This window comes from bacterium, from assembly GCA_035703895.1.
Classification (GTDB): domain Bacteria; phylum Sysuimicrobiota; class Sysuimicrobiia; order Sysuimicrobiales; family Segetimicrobiaceae; genus Segetimicrobium.
Genome location: DASSXJ010000172.1, coordinates 20,339 through 36,112 on the forward strand (window position 1 = coordinate 20,339; position 15,774 = coordinate 36,112).

At 68.9% G+C, this 15,774-nt stretch carries 14 protein-coding genes; 12 read left to right on the top strand and 2 right to left on the bottom strand.

The annotated features are described in order from the left end of the window. Position 1 precedes the first annotated feature (1 nt). From VFP86_12235 to pyrR, 10 genes are all read left to right on the top strand, one after another. The gene (locus VFP86_12235) at positions 2 to 688 is read left to right on the top strand and encodes a YggS family pyridoxal phosphate-dependent enzyme (GenBank protein ID HET9000406.1); all 687 of its coding nucleotides are present in this window, start codon (positions 2 to 4) and stop codon (positions 686 to 688) included. 68 nt (positions 689 to 756) lie between these two features. Next, a complete protein-coding gene (locus VFP86_12240) occupies positions 757 to 1,161 on the top strand; it encodes a cell division protein SepF (protein HET9000407.1) in 405 nt (134 codons plus the stop codon). A 55-nt stretch (positions 1,162 to 1,216) separates the two neighbouring features. Beyond that, positions 1,217 to 2,293 (top strand): S-methyl-5-thioribose-1-phosphate isomerase, encoded by a 1,077-nt coding sequence (gene mtnA / locus VFP86_12245; protein HET9000408.1) that lies wholly within the window; start codon positions 1,217 to 1,219, stop codon positions 2,291 to 2,293. A gap of 97 nt (positions 2,294 to 2,390) precedes the next feature. Then, a complete protein-coding gene (ileS, locus tag VFP86_12250; protein ID HET9000409.1) occupies positions 2,391 to 5,588 on the top strand; it encodes an isoleucine--tRNA ligase in 3,198 nt (1,065 codons plus the stop codon). Further along, positions 5,585 to 6,457 (top strand): amino acid racemase, encoded by an 873-nt coding sequence (locus VFP86_12255; GenBank protein HET9000410.1) that lies wholly within the window; start codon positions 5,585 to 5,587, stop codon positions 6,455 to 6,457. Before ileS ends, VFP86_12255 begins: the two co-directional genes overlap by 4 nt. Positions 6,458 to 6,592: 135 nt before the next feature. Then, a complete protein-coding gene (locus tag VFP86_12260; protein ID HET9000411.1) occupies positions 6,593 to 6,967 on the top strand; it encodes a TraR/DksA C4-type zinc finger protein in 375 nt (124 codons plus the stop codon). After that, positions 6,964 to 7,437 carry a signal peptidase II gene (gene lspA / locus VFP86_12265; GenBank protein HET9000412.1) on the top strand — a complete coding sequence of 158 codons (474 nt, stop codon included), beginning with the start codon at positions 6,964 to 6,966 and terminating at the stop codon, positions 7,435 to 7,437. Before VFP86_12260 ends, lspA begins: the two co-directional genes overlap by 4 nt. Before the next feature lie 5 nt (positions 7,438 to 7,442). Continuing rightward, positions 7,443 to 8,252: a prolipoprotein diacylglyceryl transferase gene (locus VFP86_12270; protein HET9000413.1), complete on the top strand. Its 810-nt coding sequence runs from the start codon at positions 7,443 to 7,445 to the stop codon at positions 8,250 to 8,252. Beyond that, on the top strand, positions 8,236 to 9,219 hold the full coding sequence (locus tag VFP86_12275; GenBank protein ID HET9000414.1) for an RluA family pseudouridine synthase: 984 nt from the start codon (positions 8,236 to 8,238) through the stop codon (positions 9,217 to 9,219). Before VFP86_12270 ends, VFP86_12275 begins: the two co-directional genes overlap by 17 nt. A gap of 27 nt (positions 9,220 to 9,246) precedes the next feature. After that, positions 9,247 to 9,807, top strand: a complete 561-nt coding sequence (pyrR, locus tag VFP86_12280; protein ID HET9000415.1) for a bifunctional pyr operon transcriptional regulator/uracil phosphoribosyltransferase PyrR — start codon at positions 9,247 to 9,249, stop codon at positions 9,805 to 9,807. Positions 9,808 to 9,809: 2 nt separating this feature from the next. Here the strand turns inward: pyrR and VFP86_12285 are convergent, their stop codons facing one another. Continuing rightward, positions 9,810 to 11,543, bottom strand: coding sequence for an NFACT RNA binding domain-containing protein (locus tag VFP86_12285; GenBank protein ID HET9000416.1), 1,734 nt, complete (start codon positions 11,541 to 11,543; stop codon positions 9,810 to 9,812). Between the two features lie 164 nt (positions 11,544 to 11,707). Here VFP86_12285 and VFP86_12290 point away from each other — a divergent pair, with 164 nt between their 5' ends. After that, on the top strand, positions 11,708 to 12,193 hold the full coding sequence (locus tag VFP86_12290) for a hypothetical protein (protein ID HET9000417.1): 486 nt from the start codon (positions 11,708 to 11,710) through the stop codon (positions 12,191 to 12,193). Between the two features lie 232 nt (positions 12,194 to 12,425). Here the strand turns inward: VFP86_12290 and VFP86_12295 are convergent, their stop codons facing one another. After that, entirely contained in the window at positions 12,426 to 12,581 is a 156-nt protein-coding gene (locus VFP86_12295) for a hypothetical protein (protein HET9000418.1), read from the bottom strand. A 492-nt stretch (positions 12,582 to 13,073) separates the two neighbouring features. On the opposite strand from VFP86_12295, the gene VFP86_12300 reads away from it, so the two are divergent. Next, positions 13,074 to 15,773: a cation-translocating P-type ATPase gene (locus VFP86_12300; GenBank protein HET9000419.1), complete on the top strand. Its 2,700-nt coding sequence runs from the start codon at positions 13,074 to 13,076 to the stop codon at positions 15,771 to 15,773. Position 15,774 lies beyond the last annotated feature (1 nt).

Here is a 15,774-nt window from a genome sequence, read left to right on the forward strand (position 1 = left end):
GATGCAGATGGGGGATATCGGGGCCAACGTCGCACGGGTGCGCGCCAGGATCGCCGAGGCAGCCCTGCGCAGCGGGCGGCGGCCCGAGAGCGTGGTCCTGGTGGGGGTGACGAAGACCGTCGGCGTCGACCGCGTTCGCGACCTCGTGGCATGCGGCGTTCGCGAGTGCGGCGAGAACCGCGTGCAGGAGGCGAGAGAGAAAGTCCCGGAGCTGCCGGACGTCACCTGGCATCTCATCGGGAGCCTGCAACGGAACAAGGTCAAGGAGGCGCTGCGGCTGTTCCAGGTGATCCACTCCGTCGACTCGGTCGGTCTGGCCGAGGAGCTGAGCCGGCGGAGCGCGGAGCGGGAGGGAGCCGGACCGGTGGACGTGCTGATCCAGGTCAACATCTCGCTGGAGCCACAGAAGCACGGGGCGCCCCTCGACGGTGCCGAGCACCTGGTCGCGGGGGTGCTCCGGCTCCCAGGCGTCCGCGTGCGGGGATTCATGGGAATGGCGCCGCTCGTCTCCAACCCCGAGGAGGCTCGGCCGTACTTCCGCCGCCTCCGCGAGCTGCGCGACCGCGTCCGGGACGCGCTGCCGGATGCGGAGGCCGGTGACCTCTCGATGGGGATGACGGACGATTTCGAGGTCGCGATCGAAGAGGGGGCCACGATGGTCCGCGTGGGCCGAGCCCTGTTCGCCTAATACAAGAGACGCCGAACGCATCGTCGCACAATCGCCGCACAAGACGCAGCATCGACGGAGGGACTACGATGGGCCGGATCATGCAGCGGATGTGGAACTTTCTCGGATTCGAAGAGGATCAGCCGTCCGGAGCGATGTCCCGCGAGCCCGGCGGCGGCCGGGCGCCGGTGTTCAGCCTGCATACTCAGCGCACGATGGAGATCGTCGTACTCGAGCCGGGGGCGTACGACGAGGCGCAGAGCGCGGCCGACTACCTCAAGACCCACAGGCCGATCGTGGTCAACCTCCGGTCCGCGCAGAAGGACCTCGGCCGGCGCGTCGTCGACTTTCTGAGCGGCGTGACCTACGCGCTCGACGGGCACATGCAGCGGGTCGGGGACGAGATCTTCCTCTTCACGCCCCGCCAAGTGTTCATCACCGCGGAACAGGTGCGAGAAGAGAGCAAGTCCGGGTTGTTGTTCCCAATCGACTGACGCGTGGCGCACGCCGGCGCGGGACCGCTCCGGCGGAGCGCAAAGGAGCGCACGGATGGAGGTGGACGCTCCCCTCTGGTGGGAAGACGGGGCGCTCTGTCTGCTCGACCAGACGGGTCTGCCGCACGACGTGCGGACGATCCGCTGCACCTCCTGGGAGGAGGTCGCCGAGGCCATCCGCGCGCTGCGGGTCCGAGGCGCACCGGCGATCGGCATCGCCGCCGCGTACGGGTTGGTGCTGGCGGCGCAGGCGCAGGCTCGACATCCCTCGAGGGAGCCGCTCCAGGCGCTGCGGCATGCGGCGGAAGCCTTGCGGGCGACGCGGCCCACCGCGGTCAACCTCGCCTGGGCGCTCGATCGGATGCTGGCCGTCGCGGGCGGGTCGGGCGATCCGGCCGCACTTCCCCACCGGCTGCTTGCGGCCGCGGATGCGCTCGCCCGCGCCGACGTGGAGACGAACCGCCGGATCGGTGAGCACGGGGCCGCGTTGCTGTCCCGCGGCGATCGCGTCCTCACCTACTGCAACACGGGCATGCTGGCGACGGCCGGATACGGGACGGCGTTCGGCGTGCTCCGGCAGGCGCACGAGCAGGGCCGCGGCATCCACGTCATCGTGTGTGAGACCCGCCCGGTCCTTCAGGGCGCCCGGCTCACCGCCTGGGAATTGTTGCGCGCAGGCATCCCGGCCACCCTGATCACCGACAACGCCGCCGGCACCCTGATGCGCGCGTCCGGCGTGAACGTGGTGATCGTGGGGGCCGACCGGATCGCCGCCAACGGGGATGTGGCGAACAAGGTCGGCACCTATTCGCTCGCCGTCCTCGCGCGCGCGCACGAGATCCCGTTTTACGTCGCTGCTCCCCTCAGCACCGTCGATCTCGACACATCCTCGGGAGCCTCGATCCCGATCGAGGAGCGCCCCCCCGGAGAGATCGTGTCCGTGGGGGGGGTGCGCGTGGCGCCCGCCGGGATTCACGTACGCAACCCTGCGTTCGACGTCACCCCGTCCGACCTCATCACCGCGATCATCACCGAGGCCGGCGTGATCCGCCCGCCGTATGACGCGGGGCTCCGGAATGCGGTCGCCTCCTCCGGCGCCCGCGCCTCGCGCCCTTCGCAGCCATGCCGTTGACGGTGTAGGGAGGGTGTGCTAAAATCGCCGGGAACTAGACGAACAAGAAGGGCGCCGCCGCTGAGATGGGCGGGCTTTTTTGTTCCGGAGGGCCGGGATGCCGTTTCAGCCCGTGGATACCCGCGTGGATTTCCCCGCGCAAGAGCGGGCGCTGCTGGCGTGGTGGCGGGATCGCGGCATCCTCGCTCAATATCTCGCGCGCAACGCTTCCGCCTCGGCCCGCTGGTCCTTCCTGGACGGACCGATCACCGCCAACAACCCGATGGGCGTGCATCACGCCTGGGGCCGCACCTACAAGGATCTCTTCTGCCGCTACCACACGATGCTGGGCCACCGTCAGCGATACCAGAACGGGTTTGACGCCCAAGGGTTGTGGGTAGAGGTCGAGGTCGAGAAGGAGCTCGGATTCAAGAGCAAGCGGGACATCGAGCGCTACGGCGTAGCGGAGTTCGTCGAGCGCTGCAAGGCCCGGGTGCTCCACTACGCCGGGATCTTGACGCAGCAGTCCCTCCGGCTGGGCTACTGGATGGACTGGGATCACTCGTATTACACGATGTCGGACGAGAACAACTACAGCATCTGGATGTTCTTGAAACGATGCTGGGAGCGGGACCTGCTCTACAAGGGACACGACGTGATGCCCTGGTGCCCGCGATGCAGCACCGGCCTCTCCGAGCACGAGATCGTCACCGAGGGATATCAGGAGGTCACCCACACCAGCCTGACCATCCGGCTGCCGCTCCGGAACCGACCGGGCGCGCTGCTCGTGTGGACGACGACGCCCTGGACGCTGACGAGCAACGTCGCGGTCGCCGTGAACCCGGACCTCACCTACGTCCGCGTCGATCAGGGGCAGGACACGTACTATCTCGTCAAGGATCGCCTGGACATGCTGCGCGGCGGGTACCGGGTGCGGGAGGAACTGCCGGGTTCCGCCCTCGTCGGATGGATCTACGGCGGGCCCTACGACGACCTTCCGGCCCAGCAGGGGGTCGAGCACCGCGTGATTCCTTGGAAGGACGTCAGCGCGGCGGAAGGGACCGGGCTCGTCCACATCGCGCCCGGATGCGGCGCGGAGGACTTCGCGCTCAGCAAAGAGCACCACCTCCCCGTCCTCGCGCCGATCGACGAGTTTGGGGTGTTCGCGGAGCCGTACGGGTGGCTCGCGGGACGGCACGTCTACGAGGTGGCCAAGCCGATTCTGGAGGACCTCGAGCGGCGGGGATTGTTGTACAAGGCCGAAGAGTACACGCACCGATACCCGATGTGCTGGCGGTGCGGCAGCGAGCTCGTCTTCAGGCTCGTGGACGAATGGTTCATTCGCATGGACCCGTTGCGCGCCCCTCTTGTCGCGGTCACCGAGCGGATTCGCTGGATTCCCGAGTTCGGCCTCGAGCGGGAGCTCGACTGGCTCCGCAACATGCACGACTGGATGATCAGCAAGAAGCGGTACTGGGGGCTGGCCCTGCCGATCTGGGAATGCCGCGCGTGCGGCACCTTTGAGGTCATCGGGAGCGAGCGCGAGCTCCGTGCGCGCGCGATCGAAGGGTGGGCCCAGTTCGAAGGGCACACGCCGCACCGGCCCTGGGTGGACGCGATTAAGATCCGGTGCACACAGTGCGGCCGGCCTGCGTCCCGGATTCTCGACGTCGGAAACCCATGGCTCGACGCCGGGATCGTGCCGTACTCAACGATGGGCTACCGTTTGGATCCCGCGATGTGGCGGGAGTGGTTCCCGGCGGATTTCATCACCGAAGCGTTCCCCGGCCAGTACCGCAACTGGTTCTACTCGATGCTCGTGATGAGCACGGTGTTGGAGAACCGCGAGCCCTTCCTGGTATGCCTCGGCCACGCGACGGTTCGGGACGAGCAGGGCCGCGAGATGCACAAGTCCTCGGGGAACATGATCGAGTTCAACGAGGCGGCGGAGAAGATGGGCAGCGACGTCGTGCGGTGGCTCTACGCCGTCCAGAATCCCGCCCAGAACGTCAACTTCGGCTACGCCCCCGCGGACGACGTCCGCCGCCGGTTCGTCCTCCCGCTCTGGAACGTGTACGCGTTCTTCGTCACCTATGCCCATCTCGACGGCTTTACGCCGCGGCCTGCGCGCGATCAAAAGGTCCTGCCCTCCACACACGCCGGCCGGCCGGCGGTGCTGGACCGATGGGCGCAGGTACTCCTCCACAGGCTGATCCGCACCGTCCGGGAGCGTCTCGACGACTACGACGTCCCGGGGGCCGCGCGCGCGATCGAGCGTTTCGTGGACGATCTCTCGTTGTGGTATGTTCGCCGCGGGCGGCGCCGGTACTGGAAGTCCGAACTGGACGCCGACAAGCAGGCCGCCTATCAAACGCTCTACGAGGTGCTGGTGACGTTGTGCCGGGTGCTGGCCCCGTTCGTCCCGTTTCTCGCCGAGGCGCTGTATCAGAACCTCGTGCGATCGGTCGATCCGCGCGCCCCGGAAAGCGTGCACCTGTGCGAGATGCCGGTCGCGGACCCAGGCCTGGACGACCCCGCGCTCGTGGAGGATACGGAGCGGATCCGCGAACTGGTGTCGGTCGGCCGCTCCGCCCGCAACACCGCCAAGATCCGGGTCCGCCAACCGCTCGGGGCCGCCATCATCGTCGACGGGTCCGGGGCGCTCACACGCACCCCCGACCTGGCCGAGCACGTCCGCGACGAGTTGAACGTCAAGGCGCTGCGAGTCGTGGACTCCTACCGTGCCCTCGGGAGGTTGGAGGTCCGGCCCCGGTTCGATCTCCTCGGGCCCAAGTTCGGCGGGCGGATCACCGAGATCGTCGAGGCGCTGCGGGAGCGGGGAGAATCGTTGGTGGACGGAACCCCGGAGCGGGAGCCGTTCCACCTGATGCTCGAGAACGGGGACGAGGTGGTCTTGGAACGGGCGGAGGTGGAGGTGCGGGTGCAGTGGCGACCCGGGCTCGTCGGCGCGGGGGAGGCCGGCGCGTGGGTCGCGCTCGAAACGACGCTGACCGACGAGCTCATCCGCGAAGGGATGGCCCGGGAGCTTATCCACCAGATCCAGCAGCTGCGCAAGGAAGCCGGGTTCCAGATCGCGGACCGGATCACGCTCTACTATGAGGGAGACTCCGCCCTGGTGGACGTCCTCCACACGCACCGCGACTACGTGCTGCGCGAGGTGCTGGGGCAAGAGGCCCGGCCTGGGGTCCCCCCGGCCGCGGGCGCGGTGCATCGCAAGGCGCTCCGCATGGACGGTCGGGTGCTGACCGTGGCGATCGCCCAGACCAACCAAGCGGCGGGGCGGAGTACGCGATGACAACTCCGAGTACCGTGCGATCGCGGAAGCGCCGCGCGACGGCCCCGAGACGGCGGGCCGGTGCCCGCCGGGACGAAAAGGTGGTGGGCGTCTTGGGAGGCATGGGGCCTCTCGCCACCGCGGATTTTTACGCCAAACTGGTTCGGCTCACGCCCGCGCGCACCGATCAGGATCATCTGCGCGTGATCATCGACAGCAACCCCAAGATCCCGGATCGCACCGCGGGGCTCGAGGGCAAGGGTCCCGACCCGACCCCGCACCTCGTGGCGACGGCGCAGGCGCTCGAGCGTGCCGGAGCGGAGGTCATCGCCATGCCCTGCAACTCCGCGCACGCGTATCTCCCTGCGATCATGCACAGCGTGCGAATCCCCGTGCTGGATATCATGGAGGAGGTAGCCGCGGCGGCGGCCGCCCTCACCCCGCGACCACGCGCGATCGGCCTGCTCGCCACCCCGGGCACGGTCCGCGCGCGGCTGTATCATCGTGCGCTCGCCTCGCGCGGCATCGCGGTCGTCGAGCCGACCGCGGTCGAGGAGGAGGACGTACACACCGCCATCAACGCGGTGAAGGCCGGCGATCTCGGCCCGGCGGCGCGGGCGCGGCTGCATGGCGTGGCCAGAGCGTTGATCCGGCGCGGCGCCGCGGCGATCGTTCTCGGGTGCACCGAGCTGCCGCTGGTGATGAGCTCCAAGGACGTCTCGGTCGCACTCCTCGATGGGACGGAGATATTGGCTGCTGCCGCACTTCGCGAAGCGCTCCCCCCGGGTCGCCTGACCCAGGAATTTTCTCCACTACGCAGGCGTGCTGGCCCGCGGACGTCTTCGCGCAAACACCACGCGGGCGGATCCCTGCCCGCAAGGAGGTTGTAGATGCCAGCCAAGCGATCTCGAAAGACGGCGTCTTCGCGCGGCCGGTCGCGCGCCAGGGCGCGGAGCGCGGGGGTGGGCACGCCCTCCTCCAACGGAACGCGGCGCCGTGGTCGGACCGGGCCTTCCCGGAGCGCGGTGGGACGGATCGAGGAGTTCAACCGGCTGCTTCTTGTGGAGCGGAAGCGCCTGCGGGACGAGCTTTCGGAAATGGTAGAGCATCAGCTCAAAACGGAGGAAAAACCGGTGGCCGATGCGGCGAACGAGGACGACCTCGTCGACGTCGCGACCGAGACCTTTGAGCGGGAGAAGGAGCTCGCGCTGGAGAGCACCGTGCAGGGGATGCTCGAGATGGTGGAGGAGGCGCTCCAGAGGGTTCGCGACGGCACCTACGGGGTCTGCGACGGATGCGGCAAGCCGATCGACGGCAACCGCCTGCGGGCCATCCCGTATGCCCGGCTCTGCATCACGTGCAAGGAGCGGGAGGAGCGGCACCGCCCGGTTGCCCGGTGATCGCGCTCCCCTGGGCATTCTTCGCCGCGGGGCTCGGGGGACTCGCAGCGGGTCAAGTCGTGGGGTGGGTGGTGACGAGGGGTATCCCCCCCGGCGGTGAGCGGGTGATTGTGCCCGGCGTCTTGTCGCTCGTCGTGTTGCACAATCAGGGTATCGCCTTCGGGCTGCTTGGCCGGCTGTCGCCCGCGGTCACCGTGGCGCTTGCCTTGACCGTGCTCCTGGCCCTCTTCTACAATAAGGGCGCCTGGCCCGGGGGGCTCGCCGAGCAGTGGGGGTATGGATTGATGGTCGGCGGGGCGCTCGGGAACGTCGCGGACCGTCTTCGCTTCGGCTATGTGGTAGACTACCTCGACGTCCATGTCTGGCCCGTGTTCAACCTGGCAGACGCCGCCATCGTCGTGGGGGCCGGTGTGCTGGCCGCTGCCTCGCTCGCGCGCCGGCACCGGGGAGATTCGGAGGTGAGGCGTTGAAGCCGGTGCTGTTCCAAGTGCCGACTCCGTTTGGGACGTTTCCCGTGTCCTCGTTCGGCATCTTCCTCTTGCTGGCGTTCGTGGCGGCCATCATGGTGACCCGCGCGCGCACGAGCCGGCTGGGTTGGGATCCGGGGGAAGTGGTCGACCTCTCGCTCTACGCCATCATCGGGGGAATCGTCGGCGCCCGGATCGGCTACGTTCTGGTGAACTTGAAAGACTTCGTCGCCGTCCCCGGCCGGGTCCTGATGATTTGGGTCGACGCCGGGCTCACGTTCTATGGTGCGGTGGTCGGCGGGGCGCTCGTGGCGTGGGTCTACGGCCGGCAGCGCGGGTGGCGCCTCGGGCAGATCGCCGACGCCGCCGCGCCGGGCCTGGCTCTCGGCTACGCGATCGCGATGATCGGCGCACTTCTGTACGGTCTCAATTATGGGCGCCCGGCGAGCGTGCCGTGGGCTGTGACACTGTTTGGCGAACCCCGACATCCCACGCAGCTCTACTTGATGGTTGCGGCGCTGGCCGTGTTCGCTATCCTGCTGGCGGCCGACCGCGGTACCCAGGGGACCGGGCGCCTCTTCTGGTTGTGCATCCTGTTGCTGGCGGTCGCGCGCTTTGGGATCGAGTTTTTCATGGACAGCGCCCGCATCTTCGGCCGGCTGACCCTGGCGCAGGTGGTCAACCTCCTTGTCGCCGCGCTCGCTGCGGCGATGTGGCTGACCAGAGGCCGGGGTGTCCCCGCGGGCGATGCGGAGGCCCCTCCGCCTGCCGGCGCCGAGGTGATGGTCCCGCCGGACGCCGGTGGGTCCCGAAGCTGATTCGCAGGATGAGGTCCTGACCTTCGAGGCGGCGGCCGCGGATCGCGGCCGCCGCCTCGACATTGTCGTCGCCGAGCGGTGTCCGCGCTATTCGCGGTCCCGCGTCGCGCTGCTCGCCGGCCGCGGGCAGGTGCTGGTCGACGATGCGCCGCGGAAGCCTGCGTTCCGGCTCCGTTCGGGACATCGGGTTCAGGTGCTGGGGCCGCCGTCGGACCCGGTGTCCGTTGCTGCCGAGGCGATTCCCCTTCTGGTGGTACACGAAGATGCCGATGTCCTCGTCGTCAACAAGCCTGCCGGTCTGACCGTGCACCCCGCGCCCGGACATCCGAGCGGCACCCTGGTGAACGCCGTGCTGGCCCGGGTCCCCAATCTCTCGGGGATCGCCGGGCCGCTCCGCCCGGGGATCGTCCACCGCCTGGACAAGGATACGTCCGGCCTGATCGTGGTGGCGAAGACGGACGCCGCCTACCGGTCGCTCGCCGCGCAGGTTCGTGCCCACACCGCCACGCGCGTGTATCTCGCGCTCGTGCGTGGGACCGTTCGCAGAGATGCCGGAGCGATCGCGGCCCCGATCGGGCGGCATCCCACCTACCGGACGCGCATGGCGGTCGTGCCGCACGGCCGTCCCGCGGTGACGCACTTTGCCGTCCTCGAGCGGCTTCCGGGATCGACGTTGCTTGAGGTCCGGCTGGAGACCGGGCGGACACACCAGATCCGCGTCCACCTCCTCCACATCGGGCATCCGATTCTGGGGGATCCCATCTACGGCGGCGCCCGTGCGGTGGGAATGGAGCGACAGGCGCTTCACGCGGCCCGGTTGGAGTTTACCCACCCTCGGACCGGGGCGCGCGTCGCCTACACCGCCCCGGTGCCTGAGGATTTTGCCGGACTGCTTGCGCACCTGCGTGCGCTCGGACCCAACGGGGCGGCGGGCGGCAGGGCACGCTCGAAAAAGGGCGAAGTGTAGGGCGCGAGCGACGAAGGAGGCACCTCGGTGCAGTTGCGTGAGAAAGCCAAGGTGATGGATCGGGAGACCATTCGTCGCGCCTTGACGCGAATGGCGCACGAGATCGTCGAGCGCAATGGGGGCGGATCCGACTTGTGCCTCGTGGGCATCTGCCGTCGAGGCGTGCCGCTGGCCGAGCGCCTGGCCGGTCTGATCGCGGAGGCCGAAGGGGTCCGGATTCCTGTGGGGACGCTGGACGTCACCGATTACCGGGATGATCGGAGTGTATGCGGGAGCGAAGGGGCCGGGGGCGTGGCCGCATCGACGGAGACGCAACTGCCGTTCCCCGTGGCCGATCGCCGCATCATCCTGGTGGACGACGTGCTGTACACGGGGCGCACCGTGCGGGCGGCGCTGGATGCCCTCATCGACCGCGGCCGTCCCGCCTCAATCCAGCTGGCCGTCCTGGTCGACCGCGGGCATCGCGAACTGCCGATCCGGCCGGACTTCGTCGGCAAGAACCTCCCGACGTCGTCGCGCGAGATTGTGACCGTCCGCGTCGCCGAGGTCGATGGTGAAGACGAGGTCGTGATCGAGGAGCCGCTCTAGCGTCACCGCCCGGAGCGCATACGTTCGCCGGTCGGAATCGCAGGCGGGAGGGCGGGAGAGACGAGCAGGGTGCGCTCCCCCATATAGGTGACGGCACCGGGCGGAGCCCCCCGGAGCTTCCGCACGTGCTTGCGCTCGATGGCGTCGACCGCCACCTGTCCTGACTCCCGGCCCGCGCTGTAGTACGCCGCGGTCTGGGCTGCGGCCTGGATGTCCGCCTCGGAGGGCCGGCCGTCGCTTTTCAGGATGACGTGGGCGCCCGCGACCCCCCGCGCGTGCAGCCAGATGTCCTCCGGCCCGGCCTCGTGGAACGTGATCCGATCGTTCTCCCGCGCGCTGCGGCCGACGAGGATCACCGCCCCGTCGGCCGCACGAAACCGGCGAGGCCCGGCACGCGCGGCCGGCCGGCCGCGCGGCGCGCGTCCTGCCAGGCCGGCGGCGGCCAGATCCGATTGAATCTCCCAGAGGTCGTCCGAAGACGCGGCGCCGTCGATCTGGACAAGGGCATCCCGCAGCGCCCGCGTCTCCGCCTCGAGCTGAGCGATCCGGGCCGGGAGCGCCCGGCCCGTCGCCCGAGCTTTCGCGTACCGCCGGAAGTATTGCTGCGCGTTCTCGCTCGGCGTGAGCGCCGGATCGAGGGGGATCGTGACGTCGTCGCCGCCGCTGGTGTAATCGGGGACGCGAAGATGCTGATCGCGCGGCTTCACCTGGCGCGCGTGGGTCAAGATTAGGTCGCCCATCACCCGGTAGCGATCGCCGGCCCGGCTCTCCTCGAGGGTCCGATGACTCGCCTCGAGGGCGGCCTCCCGCCGGGCGAGCGCCGCCTTAACCGTCCCGGCCAGCGTGCTCCGCCGTTCCGCCAGCAGCGCCGTGGCCGGCTCTTGGTCGAAATATCGATCGATCGCTTCGCTCATCGTGGGAGATGGTTGTGCGATCGAGCCCTCGTGCACGCGCATGGGGAACGCGGCGAAGGCGACGACCCGTGACCCATCGACATAGAGCGTCGGCGAGAAGGCGCCATCGGCGACCATCGTGGTGATCGCCCGCAGTCCCTCACCGATGCGGCCGGCGGATTCGACGGCGTCCGCGGCCGGGGTGGCGGGATCGACCCCCGCCCGCATCGCGATTTCCTGTGCGAGCAGAGGGCTCACGCCGAGGAGCGCCTGCGAGAGCCGCCGTTCGAGCGGGAGGGGACTGCGGAGGATGTTGCGGAGGCCCTCGGCATCGAGCGTTTCCGGGGTGGGACGGTCGGCGGGCGGCGGGACATAGGCACGGCCAGGCAGCACCGGGCGCCGCGCGGACATCTGCGCCGTGACAACCTTGAGCGCGCCGAGGACCACGCGCTCGTCGGCGAGGATCAGGTTGCTGTGCCGGCCCATCAGTTCCGCGATGAGCCAGAGGCGGCCCTCGAGGGCGTCGAAGCCCAAGCGCAGCAGGCGGTTGAACGGCGGTTGCTCCACCGCATCCAGGCGCGCCTCCGTGAGCCGGCTGCGGAGGAGCATCCCGAACTGGCCCAACCGTTCGGCCGTCTGCGGCCGTGCGGCGAAATGCACCCGCGCCGTTCGGGGATGAATGCTGACGAGGAGGTGGTGCACGATCCCAGCGCGGAGGCTCACCACGACGGTATCCGGAGCCGGCTGGCGGACTCCGGCGAAGCGCGCCCGCCCGAGCGCGCGGATCTCCCGCGCGACCGCGGCGAGGGTGAGGCTATCGAAGAGCGCTTCCGCGCGCTGCATCACCATGGGTCCGCCAATTCGTCCTGTCTCTTCGGTCGAAGCTTCCCGTCTATTATGCAGGAACTCCGGGGCCTCTGTCTTGATCTACACGGACTGCCGCATGGCGATTGTGGGCACATGCTTTGTGTGGATACCAAGGTTTGGCCGATCGAGGGAGGACAGTCATGCGTAGACGAATGCACGCCCTGTGCTCTGCGTTGGTCCTGGTCTTCTTCCTGACATCCGGTGCCGGAGCCGGGCCCAAATGGTCAACCGACGATCACCACGGCAAGAGCTTTGCGCGCGAGCGGGGTGAGCTCTTCTGCCCGGCCGCTCCACTGGCTCCACTTGTGCGTGGGGGCATCATCATCCCCGCCGGACGATGCTACGTGCTCTCCGTGTTGAGAGATGATCGGGGAACATATCTCGCGTTCGTGCCTCCCGACGCACACATTCCCCCCGGACAACTGGTCCGCCTCAACACGCCGGCCGGCCCGAAACTGAAGGGCCGCATGTTTCTCGTGCCCATCCAGGCCGCAGCGGTGCTGGTGCCGGTCAACACGGTGACGCTCGTGGCAACGCGCATTGAAGATACCGGCCCGCGCCTGGCGATTACGCTGGTAGGGACGCCGGTCCCCAACCTGACCGTGATATTTAGCGTCCAGTTGTAGGGCGGTTCGGCGGCGGAACACGCCGGTTCATGAACAGTTTCGCGTAAGATGCGGAATCATTCGAATGGATGAGGATCGAACGATGCATTTCTGGGTACATCATTTATGAAGACGCGCCATAGTTGGCGAAGCGAGGTGGTATGATGCGGTATCTTCTCCTTGCCACGTTACTCGTGGCGAGCTTCCCAGCACTAGGCTCTGCATTACCTGCGGTGCAGTCTGGAGCGCTGTCCTATTCACTCAGCGGCCCTCCCACCACCAGCACCTCGACGTCCTTCAACGCGACGATCGGCGGAGTCCAAGGGACCATCAAGACGACCGCCTCGGCGCCCACGACCACGACCACGACAACCGGAACCACGACGACAACGACGACCACTCCGTCCACCGGCGGAATCTGGACGATGACCGTGGCCGGTCAAACGTTTGCGTCGGGGAAATACTCGTGCGGCGGCGGATCGTGCTCCTTCACCGGCTCGACCTTGGCCGGGAAGAACCTCTCGTTCTCCATGACGGGCACGAGCGGGACATTGTCCGGTCTCTTCGCCAACCACGGAGGGTGGGTGTCAACCGTTGCTGGGTGGGCCCACAACCTCAGCGCTGGAACCAAGGGAGGGGTTGTTTCCCAGGCCGCGGGTGGCAAGGGACACGACCCTTTGCATGACCCATCGCATGGCTCGGCGCAAAGCGCCTCAAACGTGAGCCAGGGTGGAGGCGGCACGAACGGGGGCGGCGCCGAACACGGGGGCGGCCAAGGTCACAACAAATAGCACATAAGACCTTCGCGGTAGGGGGGCAGGAGAGGTTCCTGCCCCCTCTTTTTTTATAGAGGGGTCTGTCCACGCGGTGGCCGTCCACTCCGCTTGATATGATGGCTGGCGTGGATTGGCACGCGATGGCCGTCGACGACGTCGCGCGCGCGGTCGACACCGACGTCGCGCACGGCCTGACCGCTGCCGAAGCGCGCGACCGGCTCGACCGCACGGGGCCGAACCGGCTCCCCGCGCCTTCCCCCCGGTCATGGGGGTCCCGGCTCGGTACGCAGGCGCGCGAGTTCTTTGTCGTCCTCTTGACGGTCGCCGCCCTCGTCTCATGGCTGCTGGGCCAACGGCTCGACGCCTCCGCGATTCTTCTCATCGTCATCCTGAACGTCGTCCTCGGCACGGTCCAGGAGGCCAGAGCCGAGCAGGCGCTCGCCGCATTGCGGAAACTCGCCGCCCCTCGGGCCGAAGTCCTGAGAGGCGGGATCCCGCTGACGATTGCGGCGGAGGCGCTCGTGCCCGGCGACGTCGTGATCTTGACCGCCGGAGCGCGCGTGCCGGCCGACCTCCGGCTCGTCACGGCGCATGCGCTCGCCGTTGATGAGTCGCTCCTGACTGGGGAATCCCTGCCGGTCGGCAAGGTCGAAACGCCGGTTCCGCCCGGGGCGCCGCTTGCCGAGCGTCACGATCTCGTGTTCCTCGGCACGGCGGTCGTCGGCGGCCGGGGACGAGGTATCGTGGTCGGCACAGCCGGAAGCACGGAGCTCGGCGCCCTCGCGAAATTCCTCGAGACGGCACCCCCGAAGGAGACCCCGCTGACCGCGCGCCTGGCATCGCTGGGCCAATCGGTGGGCGCGGTCGCGTTTGGCGTCTGCGTCCTGGTCTTCGCAGCCGGCGTAGCCCGGGGGCGACCCGTGTTCGAGATGTTCCTCGTGGCCACCAGCCTCGCCGTCGCGGCGGTTCCGGAGGGCCTCCCCGCCGCGGTCACGATAGCCCTCGCCCTCGGTGTGCAGCGAATGGCCAGGCAGCGGGCCATCGTTCGCCGCCTTCCCGCGGTCGAGACGCTCGGGAGTGTCACGGTGGTGTGCACGGACAAGACGGGGACCCTCACGCTCAACGAACTCGCGGTCCGCCGGATCGATGTGGCGGGGCGCGTGGTTGAGTTGAGCGGGGCGGGGTACGCCCCGACCGGGGAGTTTCTGGTGGGCGGCGCTCCCGTCCAGGCGGCCGCGGTCCCGGGGTTGCGGGCACTGCTCGAGGCAGCCGTTCTCAGTAGCGATGGAGGCGTGGTCCGGGAGGACGGGCGGTGGCGTCCGTACGGAGATCCACTGGAAGCGGCGTTCGTCGCCGCCGCGATGAAGGCCGGGCTCGCGCCGCAGACGATTCGGGAGGCCGCCCCGCGCGTGGGCGAAGTGCCGTTTACGCCCCAGCGCAAGCGTTCGCTCACCGTGCACCGGGTCGGGGATGGGCTGGTCGTGTACGTGAAAGGAGCCGTGGAGAGCGTGGTCCCGATGTGCACCGTCTGGGAGGGCCCCGCGGGTGCCGAGGTCCTCGACGGTCGAATCAGAGAGGCCGTCCTCTCCCGCGGCGCCGCGATGGCGGCAGAGGGGATGCGCGTCGTCGCCATCGCCCGGCGCGCGCAGGTGCGGATCGATGAGGGGGCGCTCGCGTCGCCCGCGGCCGTCGACACGATCGAGCGCGACGCGGTGCTCCTCGGTCTGATCGGGCTCGCCGATCCGGTCCGGCCCGAGGTCGCGATGGCGATCGCCGAGGCCCGCGGGGCCGGCGTTCGCCCCGTGATGATCACCGGAGATCATCCGCGGACCGCCATCGCCGTCGCGCGAGAGGTGGGCCTCGACGACGCCGGACGGGTCCTGAGCGGGGCCGACCTCGACGGCCTCTCAGATCGCGCGCTCGAGGACGTCGTGGAGTCATGCAGCGTGTTCGCGCGGACGACGCCCGAGCACAAGGTCCGGATTCTGCGCGCGCTCAAGGCTGGAGGGCAGCTGGTGGCGATGACGGGGGACGGGGCCAACGACGCCCCGGCCCTGGCGCAGGCGGACGTCGGCATTGCGATGGGGAGGGGGGGAACGGACGTGGCCCGCGAGGCCGCGGATGTGGTCCTGACCGATGACAACTTCGCCACGATCGTGGCGGCGATCCGTGAAGGGCGCACCATCTTTGAGAATATTCGAAAGTTTGTGTTGTTCGTGCTGGCGAGCAACATAGGGGAGGTGGCCGTCGTCCTGGGAGCCACGCTGGCCGCGCCGTCTGCGGTGCTCACGCCGATCCAGATCCTCTGGATCAACCTCGTCACCGACGGCCTCCCGTCCGCGGCGATCGCCGTCGACCCGCAGGCGCCCGATGTCATGGCGCGCCGCCCGCCCCCCGTCGCTGCGGCCCCCTTGGCATCCGGCGGGCTTGCATTTCTCGTCACCTTCGGCCTGGTGATCGCGGGGGCGTGCTTCGGCGCCTACCTGTGGGGCGCTGCGCATGGCGAGGCGCCCGCACAGCGCCGCACGATGATGTTCCTGACGCTGAGCCTCAGTCAGCTGTTGTTTGCGTTCGCCTGCCGCTCACCCCGCCGGTCGGGGCTGGGGCGCGAGTTCGTGCGAAATCCGTGGCTCCTCGGGGCGGTGTCGCTGTCCGTCGTCCTCCAGCTCCTAGTCGTGACCTTGCCCGGGGTGCGCGTGGTCTTTTCGGCCTCCCCTCTCGGAGGAGGAGATTGGGCGGCAGTCGCCGGACTTTCAAGTGTGCCCATTGTGACCTCCGAGGTCTACAAGTACCTCGGCCGGATCCGGGAGCGGCGATCGTGTTGAG

Coding starts and splice junctions, on each gene's coding strand:
- VFP86_12235 (HET9000406.1), top strand. CDS start 2: ATGCAGATGGGGGATATCGGGGCCAACGTCGCACGGGTGCGCGCCAGG.
- VFP86_12240 (HET9000407.1), top strand. CDS start 757: ATGGGCCGGATCATGCAGCGGATGTGGAACTTTCTCGGATTCGAAGAG.
- mtnA (HET9000408.1), top strand. CDS start 1,217: ATGGAGGTGGACGCTCCCCTCTGGTGGGAAGACGGGGCGCTCTGTCTG.
- ileS (HET9000409.1), top strand. CDS start 2,391: ATGCCGTTTCAGCCCGTGGATACCCGCGTGGATTTCCCCGCGCAAGAG.
- VFP86_12255 (HET9000410.1), top strand. CDS start 5,585: ATGACAACTCCGAGTACCGTGCGATCGCGGAAGCGCCGCGCGACGGCC.
- VFP86_12285 (HET9000416.1), bottom strand. CDS start 11,543: ATGCAGCGCGCGGAAGCGCTCTTCGATAGCCTCACCCTCGCCGCGGTC.
- VFP86_12290 (HET9000417.1), top strand. CDS start 11,708: ATGCGTAGACGAATGCACGCCCTGTGCTCTGCGTTGGTCCTGGTCTTC.